Raw genomic sequence first — 10,763 nt, forward strand, 5'->3', positions numbered from 1 at the left:
CTGTCGCCGGCGGCCGTGCGCGAGCGGATCGAAAGCCTGGCCACCGAGCCGATCGACGGCAACGCCTCGCCGCGGAATCCGAGCGAGCGGATGTCGTGGATGTCGTCCGACAGCTTCGACGTGCAGTGTCGGGCAACTGCCAGCGCCAGTTCGCGCTCGGGAATGCCCGAGCCGTCATCGGTGACGCGGATGAGCGAGAGCCCGCCGCCGGCGGTGACGATCTCGACGCGCGACGCGCCGGCGTCGAGCGCATTCTCGACCAACTCCTTCACCACGCTTGCGGGACGCTCGATGACCTCGCCGGCGGCGATCTGGTTGATCATCGTTTCGGAAAGCTGGCGAATGGGCATCCGAGGATTATAGGCGGATTCGAACGGTGTGGGGGAGGGGCTACTTCATGCCTGCGCCACCAGCCAGTCCCTGACCTTGCGCGCGTTGTCGCTGAGCTCGCGGTTCTTCGGCCAGATGACGTGGAAGCCGATGCCGGTCCTCATCACATGGCCGGTCACCGGCACCAGCAACCCTGATGCCACCAGCCGCTCGACCAGATGCCGCCAGCCAAGCGAGATGCCTTGCCCTTCCATCACCGCCTGGATCACCAGGGCATAGTCGTTGATGCGCAGGCCGCGCTCGGCATTGCGCAGGCTGGTTCCGGCCGACGCGAACCATTCGTCCCAGTTCGGCGCCTCGCGATAGGGCTCCTCGAGATGGATCAGCCGGTGCGTGGCCAGTTCCTCGACCGTCTTCGGCATGCCGAATTTGGCGAGATAGCTCGGTCCCGCGACGGGGAAGATCTCTTCGTCGGACAGCGACAGCGAGTGATAGTCCGGCCAGTCGCGCGGCACACCGCCGCGCACGCCGAGCGGAATACCCTCCGCAATGATGTCGAGGTCGCGGTCGGCGGTCTGGATGCGCAGATCGATGCCCGGCAGTTGGTCGCGGAACTGCTGCAGGCGCGGCATCATCCAGAACGAGCCGAAGGCGGTCGAGGCCGCAAGGGTGACATGGCCGCCGGTCGCCTGCAGGCGAAGGTCCTCGGCAGATTTGCGGATATGCGACAGCCCCAGCGAGACGTCCGCGTGGAAGCGCTCGCCGGCCTCGGTCAGGAGCACCTGGCGGTGGCGGCGCTGAAACAGCTTGGCGCCGAGCTGTTCCTCCAGTCCGCGCACCGCATAGGAGACGGCCGCCTGGGTCATGCCGAGCTCGCGCCCGGCCGCGGTGAAGCTCGACAGCCGGCCTGCCGCCTCGAAGACGACGAGGCTGCCGGCCGAGGGCAGGAGGTGGCGCAGGCTTCGCATAAGCGCAGCTTATACAAGAGATCAGGATTTTCCAGCGTCACATCCATATTTCGTGTCGCTAACTTGGTCGGGCGGGATGAAGGAGACAACATGAACGCACTGGCCGCTGAATTGACTGAGCCGACCCACCGTCGCGGCGGCGGCCGCCTTGGGCGCAAGGCGCTGAGAAGCGCGCCGGTCGCGTCTTTCCCGACGCTCGTTCGCCAGATTCCGGCCTATGAGATCGTGCCCGACGAGGCGGTGGAGCTGATCCACGAGGAGTCGCTCAAAATCCTCGAGGAGGTTGGCTGCGAGTTCCGCGACGACGAAGCGATCGCGCTTTGGAAGGCGGCGGGTGCCGACGTCAAGGACACACGCGTCCGCATCGATCGCGCGCTGCTGATGGAGCTCGTCTCGAAGGTCCCGCCGGAATTCACGCTCAATGCGCGCAACCCCGAGCGAACGGTTCGCGTCGGCGGCAAGAACTCGATCTTCGTGCCGATGTATGGCGCGCCTTATGTGCGCGACCTCGACAACAAGCGGCGTTACGGCACGCTTAACGACCTCAACAATTTCCACAAGCTCGCCTACATGGCGCCGACGCTGCATTCGTCGAGCTCGATCATCTGCGAGCCGATGGAGATCCCGGTGCCGAAGCGGCACCTCCACATCATCCATTCGGCGCTCAAGCACTCCGACAAGCCGTTCATGGGCATCGTGACGTCGAAGGAGCGGGCCGAAGACACGATGGCGATGGCTGCGATCGTGTTCGGCGAGGAGTTCGTGCGCGACAATCCGGTGCTGGTGGCGATCACCAATTGCAATTCGCCGCTGGTGTGGGACGCCACCATGCTCGACGCCATGCGGGTCTATGCCCGCCACAACCAGCCGCTGATCCTGGCACCGTTTGCGCTCTGCGGCGCCTCGACCTCGGCCTCCGCCGTCGGCGCGGTCGCGCAGGTGAATGCCGAGGCGCTCGCCGGTGTGGCCTTCACCCAGCTCATCCGTCCCGGCTCGCCGCAGATCTATGGCCAGTTCATGGTGACCGTCGACATGAAGACCGGCGCCCCGATGGGGGGCACGCCGGAGGCCGCGCAGATGATGTATCTGATGGGTGCGCTGGCGCGGAAATACAAACTGCCGTGGCGCACCTCGGGCTTCCACGTCGGCTCCAAGCTCAACGACGCCCAGGCCGGCTACGAGGCGAACATGCTTATGCATGCCGCGATCCTCGCCGGCGCCAATTACATCTGGCACTCCGCCGGCTGGCTTGAAGCCGGCCTTACCTGCGGCTATTCGAAATTCGCCACCGACTGCGAACAGCTCGTCGGTTGGTACAAATATGCCGGCGGCGTTCCCTTCGACGATTTCAAGGAGGCCATGGCGGCGGTCCGCGAGGTCGGTCCGCAAGGGCATTTTCTCGGCACGCAGCACACGCTCGAGCATTTCGAGCGCGCCTTCTTCATGCCGAGCATCATGGACTTCAATTCCTTCGAACAATGGACAGCCGAGGGCGCGAAGGATCACGACACGCGCGGCCGCGAAAGGGCGCGCAACATGCTCGCCGACTACCAGGAGCCGAAGCTCGACGACGGCATCGCCGAAGGTCTCAAGGATTTGATCGCGCGGCGCGAGGAAAAGCTGCCTGATACCGTTAGTTGACAAAATATGGGCAAAGGCCGTCGGCAATCGTGACTGACAGCAAGCCAGTGGCTCAGCCAGCGCGCACCTTGCCGATCGCAAGGTGTTTCTGAAGCGATTGACAGGCGTTCATAATATGATCGTAGACCAACTTTGCGGCCTGTTCGGTCTCGCCAGCGCGGCAGGCGGCCAGGATTTCGCGATGTTCTCGATCCGCAAGCTCATGACCGCCGGAAATCGTCAGCTGAACTCGCAGATAGCGTTCGATGCGATCGTTAACCGACCGGATCATGCGGAGGAGATATGGTCGCCCGGCGTCTAGATAAAGACTGGAATGGAACTCCCAATTTAGTTCCGCCCAGCGGCCGACGTCGGTTTCCTTCGCAAAGGAGTCGCAACTTGCTTGCGCCTTATCGAAGGTCTTCTCGTTCATGTGGGGGAGGGAAAGCCGAATTGCGTTCGATTCCAGCATCGCTCGGACCTCGAAAATCTGCACGATCTCCGGTTCCGACATGCTGGCGACAATTGCGCCCTTGTTTCGCTGAAATGCCACGAATCCCTCTGCCTCGAGCCGCTTCAAAGCTTCGCGCACCGGAATCTTGCTGATGTTGAACATGCGGGCGACGTCGTCTTGCCTGATCGGTTCGCCCTCATCAAGCGACCCGGATATGATTGCTCCGCGGATGAACTTCAAAACCACGTCGGAAGCGGTGGGGGCGGCACCCAAATCGGGAATGTCGGCAAATGCAAATGGCACGTGTAGAGTCTCCGCACGGAGCGTCAGATCTGCAAACATAGATATCGTAGACGATGTTCGCGATCAAATACGCTCGCGATTCTGCTCAACCCGAGTGTCTGCATGGCCTGAGATGCCGTCCGGCGTGGGTTCTTTTGAGCCCGGCCGATCAGCAGCGACTGGCGCATTTCCCCTCAATCGAGCCTTGACGAGAGCCGAAGATCGTATACGATATCCAATTGGAAGCCGCGGCTCTGGGGACTCCCGAATGCGAAGCACGAAAGTCATCCATGTTGTTTCCTGCCACGCGGAGGGCGAAGTCGGGGATGTCATCGTTGGCGGGGTGTCTCCTCCGCCGGGAGCCACTGTCTGGGACCAGCGCAAATGGATCGCAGAAGACAACCGACTTCGTAACTTCGTTCTTAACGAACCGCGCGGCGGCGTCTTCCGGCACGTCAACCTTCTGGTCCCTCCGAAGCATCCCGATGCGCAGATGGCTTGGATCATAATGGAACCGGAAGATACGCCCCCGATGTCCGGCTCCAATTCGATCTGCGTGTCGACGGTAATTCTGGACACCGGGATCATCCCCATGCAGGAGCCGGTAACCGAAATGGTGCTCGAGGCGCCGGGCGGTCTGGTACGCGTGCGGGCCGACTGTGCCGGAGGAAAAGCCCAGCGCATCATGGTCGAAAACGTACCATCATTCGCCAACAGGGTCGGTGTGCCGCTTGAGGTCGATGGCCTCGGTACCATCACGGTCGACACGGCCTATGGAGGCGACAGTTTCGTCGTCGTGGACGCACCTGCCCTAGGGTTAGCGCTTGAAACCGACGAGGCTCGTGATCTCGCCGAACTTGGGGTGCGCATCACCGATGCGGCCAATCGACAAATGGCGTTCTCCCACCCTGAGCGTCCCGATTGGCGCCACCATTCGTTCTGTCTTTTTGCCGGCGCCATCACCCAGGATGGCAACCGCCTCCGCGCAAAATCGGTCGTTTCGATAAAACCTGGCAAGCTCGACCGATCGCCGACCGGAACGGCGGTGTCGGCCCGCATGGCGCTCTTGCACGCGAAGGGTCAAATGACAGCCGAGGATTGGTTCACCGGTGTGTCCATCATCGGGTCAGAATTTCACGGCAAGATTCTCGGCGCCACGCAGGTTGCCGGTATGCCCGCAATACGCCCCCAGATCAGCGGTCGCGGTTGGATCACCGGCATCCATCAGCACATGCTGGATCCTGAAGATCCTTGGCCGGCGGGCTATCGCGTGGCGGACACCTGGCCGATGAAGCGTGCGAAGGTGTGAAGGTGGTTCTTCGCCCGGCATCTTTCTCCAGCTCATGCCCCAAGAAGCTTGACGCTCAACAAGGCTCGTATACGATATTCGAAATGCCGCAGGATGGAGCGAGTTCTCACTATCTCAGGCAAGGCAGCGTCTGGACGCACGCTCACGCTGCAGGCGCCATCTACAGCTGAAAAAAAGTGCACCAGGATGGCCAATGTTTCGCAACATGGGAGGAAAAAATGACAATCTTCAAAAGCAACGGTGATCGCGTTCCTGCCGCCATCGAGGCGATGGCTAAAGAAGCGCGCGCGGGCCGCGTGGACCGGCGCGAATTCCTGGCGCTGGCAAGCGCCTTCGGCGCGTCGACGGCGTTCGCCTATGGCATGATTGGCCTTGCCGCGCCGACAAAAGCCCTGGCGCAAGAGCCGAAGAAAGGCGGAACGCTGCATGTCGCGATGTCGGTCAAGGCGCAGAAGGACCCGCGCACCTATGACTGGACGGAGATGGCGAACGTCACCCGCACCTGGCTGGAGCCGCTCGTGCGCTACACGCACCAGTTCACCTTCGAGCCGGTGCTGCTCGAAAGCTGGGACGTCAACGACGACGCCACCGAATACACGCTGCATCTGCGCAAAGGCGTCACCTGGAACAACGGCGATGCCTTCAACGCCGATGACGTCGTCTTCAACCTCAATCGCTGGTGCGAGAAGGGGGCTTCCGGCAATTCCATGGCCGCCCGCGTCGGCGCGCTGGTCGACGCCAAGACCGGCAAGGCAAGGGATGGCGCGATCACCAAGGTCGATGACCATACGGTCAAGCTGAAGCTGTCCGAAGCCGATATCGCGATCATCCCGGGCTTCACCGACTATCCGGCGCTGGTCGTGCATCGCAACTTCGACAAGGATGGCGCCGATCCGATCAAGAAGCCGATCGGCACCGGAGCTTTCGAGCTGGTGTCTTACGATGTGGGCCAGAAAGCCGTGGTCAAGCGCCGCGAGAACGGCAAGTGGTGGGGTGGCGAAGCGCCGCTCGACGGGGTCGAGTTCATCGACTACGGCACCGACTTCAACGCCACGTTGAATGCCTTCGATTCGGGCGAGATCGACCTCGATTTCGAAACGCCGGCCGACTTCATCGACCCCCTCGACAAGATGGATCTGGTGAAATCGGAAGTCGCGACGGCGACCACGCTCGTGGCGCGCACCAACATCACGCACAAGCCTTACGATGACAAACGGGTGCGCAACGCGCTGCAGATGGCGGTCGACAACAATCAGGTCATGCAGCTCGGCTACGCGGGCCGCGGCACGGTCGGCGAGAACCACCATGTCAGCCCGATCCATCCGGAATATTACCCGCTGCCGAAGAAGGAACGGGACGCGGCGGGCGCCAAGAAGCTGATGGCCGACGCCGGGCAGGCCGACTTCGAGCACGAGCTGATCACGGTCGAGGACGAATGGCAGAAGAACACCGGCGACGCGATCGCCGGCCAGTTGCGCGATGCCGGCATCAAGGTGAAGCGCACGGTGCTGCCCGGTTCGACCTTCTGGAACGACTGGACGAAATATCCTTATTCCATGACCATCTGGTACATGCGCCCGCTCGGCGTGCAGGTGCTGGCGCTGGGCTACCGTACCGGCGAGGCCTGGAACGAGACCGCGTTCTCGAACCCGGATTTCGACGCCAAGCTCAAGGAGGCGCTGTCGCAGATCGACGTCGCCAAGCGCAAGGAGGTGATGAAGGACGTCGAGCAGATCCTGCAGGACTCCGGCGTCATCATCCAGCCGTTCTGGCAGAAGCTCTACTGCCACATGAACAAGAAGGTGAAGAACTACGCCATGCACCAGACCTATCAAATGGACTTCCAGAACGTCTGGCTGGAAGCTTAAGGCGCGCAGCGCAAGGACTTCATGCGCCGTGAAAAAGCCGATATGCAGGATGCGTGGTGGTGATCGTGCCACCACGCCGCCGACCATCCGGAGATCCTGCATGAGACCGATGATGCTGGCAGTTGCCATCTCGATCGCCTTGCCTGCCGCGGCACTCGCCGGGCCGGCTTCCAACGCCGTGAAGTTCTTCTATGTGCCTGAAGTGAAGTTCGAGGCGGACGCGAAATACCGCGACCGCTTCACCGAGCCGGTCACCAAGCTCTTCGAAGCCAACGACAAGGCCCGCAAGGAGAAGCCCGACGAGGTATCCTGCATCGACTTCGACCCAGGCCTCGACGCCCAGGATTTCGACCAGAAGACCGTGTCGAAGACGCTGAAGCTTGCCGAGGCCGTCAATGGCGACACCGCCGAGGTGACGGCAAGCTTCAATCTTTTCCCGGAAGGCGATGACTCCAAACGCGAAATGGTGTGGTCGCTGAAGAAAGTGGACGGCAAGTGGAAGATCGCCGACATCACCTCCAAAACCAGCGACTGGACGCTCAGCGCGCTGGAATGCGGCTCCTCGACGGAGTGACGCCGTGCTTCGGCGTCTGGTCCTCGCGCTGTCGAGCTTGTCGATGCTGACCGCGGGGCTGAACGGCGGCGCCTACGGGCAAGGACTGTTCGGCTCGCCGCCGCCGAACGCGTCCTCTGGCGACAATGCGCCGGCGATCGAGAAGTCGGCGCCGGCCACAACGCCTGAAAGCAAGCTGGCCGAACCGGCGCCAGCTGCGCCCGTCCTGCCCGGATCGCCGACGGCGGTGGTGAAGCCCTTCTACGAGCATCTCGGGCTGGAATTGGACCCCAGCCAGCGCAAGAACTTCAGCGATCCGGCGAAGAGCGTACTCGACAAAGCCGACGCGCTGCGCGCCTCGGGTCAGGGCGAGTGCCTCGATCCCAACATGGCGCTCGACAATGCCGATTACGACAAGCTCGCCATCGACAAGAGCCTGCGCACCATCGAAGCGATCAATGGTGACGAGGCCAAGGTGGTGGTCGTCTTCGTCGTCGAAGGCCACCAGCACCGTCTCGAATGGAAGCTGAAGAAGGTCGGCGGCGACTGGAAGATCTCCGACCTCCTGTCGGTCACCGGCGAATGGGCGCTCAGCCAGTACCAGTGCGAATGATGAAGTCGCGGTCAGGGCATCACAGATGAAACTCCGTGCTATCCTTGCGGCGGCGATTATCGGACTTTGCGCGGCCGACTGGGCGGCTGGAACAACGCTGATCGCCCGCGGGCTCCGTCAGAACTTGACGGCGCCGAGCGAGGTGCCCGTCGAGCGCGTCGTGCTCAACCAGGCTGGTGCGCCCGAACTTGTCGGTTGGGTGATTGGTCGAAAGGACAGTTGCGGTGCGATCGTCCTGTTGCACGGGCGCGGCGCCAACAGGCTAGCGATGCTGCAACGCGCAAAACTGGTATCCGATAGCGGCTATTCGGTTGCCCTGTTCGATCTGTCGGGGCACGGCGAGAGCGGCGGAACCGTACAAGGCTTCGGCTACATTGAAGGGCAGGACGCTGTCCGCATCCTGACATATGCCCGACAGCGCTTCCCCGGGCAAAAGATCGGCGCCGTGGGATCCTCGCTGGGAGCGGCAGCCTTTGTCTTTGCTGCACCGAAGGCGATCGCCGATGCCTACGTGCTGGAACAGCTCTACGCGACATTGCGCGAGACGACGGCTCGTCGAATGCCGTTCAGCATGCTGCGTAGCCTCCAAGCGGATGTCCTTCTGGCGCAGATGCCGCTTCGGCTCGGAATAAGCGCCGACGATGTCAGGCCGGTCGACCGCCTCGGCGAAATCGGCAAGCCGTTACTCTTGCTCGCCGGCGGCGAGGATCCCTTTATAGACCACGGGCAGGTAATGGCGCTGAAAAAAGCCGCTGCCTCGCAATTGGTCTGGTTCAACGGCGCCGGTCATGTCGATCTGTTGCGCCACGACCAGCAACGCTATCGCATTTCGGTCGTTCCGTTTCTTGCGACCAACCTGTGCCGAACCAATGCGGCCGGCCATGTCTGATGGCCGCTCGATAAACTCACCCGCGCCCGCGATATGGCGCGACCCCGGTGTCGGGCAGCCAGGCGCCTTCGGGCGGCGCGCCGGTCTGCCAGAAGACGTCGATGGGGATGCCGCCCCGCGGGAACCAGTAGCCGCCGACGCGCAGCCAGAGCGGCTTGGTCGCTTCGACGATGCGGCGGCCGATCATGACGGTGCATTCCTCGTGAAAGGCGCCATGGTTGCGGAACGAGGTCATGAACAGCTTCAGCGACTTCGATTCCACCAGCGTCTTGTCGGGCGCGTAGTCGATGACGATGTGGGCGAAGTCGGGCTGGCCGGTGACCGGGCAGAGCGAGGTGAATTCCGGGCAGGTGAAGCGCACGATCGCGGGCGGGCCGTCGCCTCGCTCGAACGGCACGGTTTCCAGGACTGCCTGTTCGGGACTCTGCGGCGTCTCGACGTGTTTGCCGAGCTGGGTCAGGTTTTTGGCGTCGGTCATCGATGGCTCCTCGCTGCCGCCGATGATTGCAAGGGCGGCAGGTGCAATCAGTTGAAAGTGCGCCGCGATCGAACGGACCCGGCGTGTTTGGCGGCTCATTAGCATTGGAGCGAAAGCCGCGCAGCGGTTTTCGGATGAATCCGATGCGTGAAATGGAAGCGGGAGCAGCTCCCGCGCAATTTTGATACGGCAGGAAGACGATGACCAGCAACGACCCGCTTCTCCAACCTTATCAGCTCAAGCACCTGACGCTGAAGAACCGGGTGATGTCGACCAGCCATGAGCCGGCTTACTCCGAGGACGGCATGCCGAAGGAGCGCTACCGGCTCTACCACGCCGAGAAGGCCAAGGGCGGCATGGCGCTGACGATGACAGCGGGCTCTGCCATCGTGTCACGCGACAGCCCGGCCGCCTTCGGCAACCTGCATGTCTATGACGACGCCATCGTGCCGTGGCTCGCCGAACTTGCGGATGCCTGTCATGAGCATGACTGCAAGGTCATGATCCAGATCACCCATCTCGGTCGCCGCACCGGCTGGAACAAGGCCGACTGGCTGCCGGTGCTTTCCGCCTCGCCGGTGCGCGAGCCGGCGCATCGCGCCTTTCCCAAGACCATCGAGGACTGGGACATCGAGCGCATCGTTGCCGATTATGCTTCCGCCGCCCAGCGCTGCCAGGCGGCCGGCCTCGACGGCATCGAATTCGAATCCTACGGCCATCTGATGGACGGCTTCTGGTCGCCGGCCACCAACCATCGCGACGATGATTTCGGCGGCTCGCTCGAAAACCGGCTGCGCTTCACCAACATGGTGCTGGATGCGGTTCGCGCCGCAGTCGGCGAGAAATTCGTCGTCGGCATCCGCATGGTCGCCGACGAGGATTTCGAAAAAGGCCTGTCGAAGGACGAGGGCGTCGAGATCGCGAAACGTCTGGCTGGCTCCGGCAAGGTCGATTTCCTCAACATCATCCGCGGCTCGATCGAGACCGACGCGGCGCTGACCAAGGTCATCCCGGTGACCGGAATGCGCTCGTCGCCGCATCTCGATTTCGCCGGCGAGGTGAGGGCGGCGACGAAATTCCCGACTTTCCACGCGGCGCGGATCTCCGATGTCGCCACGGCGCGTCATGCGATCGCCTCCGGCAAGCTCGACATGGTCGGCATGACGCGCGCCCACATCGCCGATCCGCATATCATCAGGAAAGTAATGGAAGGGCGCGAGCACGAGATCCGGCCTTGCGTCGGCGCCACCTACTGCCTCGATCGCATCTATGAAGGCGGTGAGGCGCTCTGCGTCCACAACGCCGCCACCGGCCGCGAAGCGACGATCCCGCATGTCATCGCGAAAAGCGAAGGGCCGAAGAGGCGGGTGGTGGTCGCCGGAGCCCGGGCGGGGGGGCT

General features: G+C 62.7%; 10 protein-coding genes and 1 pseudogene. 7 read left to right on the forward strand and 4 right to left on the reverse strand.

What is annotated here, in order from left to right; all coding sequences use genetic code 11:
• Both mutL and EOA75_RS21045 read right to left on the reverse strand, forming a co-directional pair.
• Positions 1 to 350: DNA mismatch repair endonuclease MutL (gene mutL / locus EOA75_RS21040; protein ID WP_206517020.1), on the reverse strand; the 350-nt coding region annotated here is incomplete at its 3' end.
• A gap of 45 nt (positions 351 to 395) precedes the next feature.
• Positions 396 to 1,298, reverse strand: coding sequence for a LysR substrate-binding domain-containing protein (locus tag EOA75_RS21045; protein ID WP_127325062.1), 903 nt, complete (start codon positions 1,296 to 1,298; stop codon positions 396 to 398).
• 90 nt (positions 1,299 to 1,388) lie between these two features.
• Here EOA75_RS21045 and EOA75_RS21050 point away from each other — a divergent pair, with 90 nt between their 5' ends.
• A complete protein-coding gene (locus EOA75_RS21050; protein ID WP_127325063.1) occupies positions 1,389 to 2,939 on the forward strand; it encodes a trimethylamine methyltransferase family protein in 1,551 nt (516 codons plus the stop codon).
• Positions 2,940 to 2,991: 52 nt separating this feature from the next.
• Here the strand turns inward: EOA75_RS21050 and EOA75_RS21055 are convergent, their stop codons facing one another.
• Positions 2,992 to 3,675 (reverse strand): GntR family transcriptional regulator, encoded by a 684-nt coding sequence (locus EOA75_RS21055; protein ID WP_095824789.1) that lies wholly within the window; start codon positions 3,673 to 3,675, stop codon positions 2,992 to 2,994.
• A 247-nt stretch (positions 3,676 to 3,922) separates the two neighbouring features.
• Here EOA75_RS21055 and EOA75_RS21060 point away from each other — a divergent pair, with 247 nt between their 5' ends.
• The 5 genes from EOA75_RS21060 to EOA75_RS21080 all read left to right on the forward strand — a co-directional run bounded on the left by EOA75_RS21060 (position 3,923) and on the right by EOA75_RS21080 (position 8,886).
• Positions 3,923 to 4,963, forward strand: a complete 1,041-nt coding sequence (locus tag EOA75_RS21060) for a proline racemase family protein (RefSeq protein ID WP_127325064.1) — start codon at positions 3,923 to 3,925, stop codon at positions 4,961 to 4,963.
• Between the two features lie 218 nt (positions 4,964 to 5,181).
• Positions 5,182 to 6,831 (forward strand): ABC transporter substrate-binding protein, encoded by a 1,650-nt coding sequence (locus tag EOA75_RS21065; RefSeq protein WP_127325065.1) that lies wholly within the window; start codon positions 5,182 to 5,184, stop codon positions 6,829 to 6,831.
• 100 nt (positions 6,832 to 6,931) lie between these two features.
• On the forward strand, positions 6,932 to 7,405 hold the full coding sequence (locus tag EOA75_RS21070) for a DUF3828 domain-containing protein (RefSeq protein WP_067000473.1): 474 nt from the start codon (positions 6,932 to 6,934) through the stop codon (positions 7,403 to 7,405).
• A 4-nt stretch (positions 7,406 to 7,409) separates the two neighbouring features.
• Complete coding sequence (locus EOA75_RS21075; RefSeq protein ID WP_127241729.1) at positions 7,410 to 7,997, forward strand: hypothetical protein; 588 nt, start codon at positions 7,410 to 7,412, stop codon at positions 7,995 to 7,997.
• 142 nt (positions 7,998 to 8,139) lie between these two features.
• Complete coding sequence (locus tag EOA75_RS21080; protein WP_164747475.1) at positions 8,140 to 8,886, forward strand: alpha/beta fold hydrolase; 747 nt, start codon at positions 8,140 to 8,142, stop codon at positions 8,884 to 8,886.
• 16 nt (positions 8,887 to 8,902) lie between these two features.
• Here the strand turns inward: EOA75_RS21080 and queF are convergent, their stop codons facing one another.
• Entirely contained in the window at positions 8,903 to 9,364 is a 462-nt protein-coding gene (gene queF, locus EOA75_RS21085) for a preQ(1) synthase (RefSeq protein ID WP_067330169.1), read from the reverse strand.
• A gap of 200 nt (positions 9,365 to 9,564) precedes the next feature.
• Between queF and EOA75_RS21090 the strand changes: the two are divergent.
• Positions 9,565 to 10,763, forward strand: a pseudogene (locus EOA75_RS21090) (N-methylproline demethylase); the annotation flags it as partial.

Origin of the sequence: Mesorhizobium sp. M1A.F.Ca.IN.022.07.1.1 (genome assembly GCF_003997575.1) — a bacterium.
In the GTDB taxonomy this organism is placed as follows: Bacteria; Pseudomonadota; Alphaproteobacteria; order Rhizobiales; family Rhizobiaceae; genus Mesorhizobium.

Bases quoted from the DNA above. Each gene is read 5' to 3' on its own strand.
- queF (WP_067330169.1), bottom strand. From the start codon at position 9,364: ATGACCGACGCCAAAAACCTGACCCAGCTCGGCAAACACGTCGAGACG.
- EOA75_RS21045 (WP_127325062.1), bottom strand. From the start codon at position 1,298: ATGCGAAGCCTGCGCCACCTCCTGCCCTCGGCCGGCAGCCTCGTCGTC.
- EOA75_RS21065 (WP_127325065.1), top strand. From the start codon at position 5,182: ATGACAATCTTCAAAAGCAACGGTGATCGCGTTCCTGCCGCCATCGAG.
- EOA75_RS21060 (WP_127325064.1), top strand. From the start codon at position 3,923: ATGCGAAGCACGAAAGTCATCCATGTTGTTTCCTGCCACGCGGAGGGC.
- EOA75_RS21050 (WP_127325063.1), top strand. From the start codon at position 1,389: ATGAACGCACTGGCCGCTGAATTGACTGAGCCGACCCACCGTCGCGGC.
- EOA75_RS21070 (WP_067000473.1), top strand. From the start codon at position 6,932: ATGAGACCGATGATGCTGGCAGTTGCCATCTCGATCGCCTTGCCTGCC.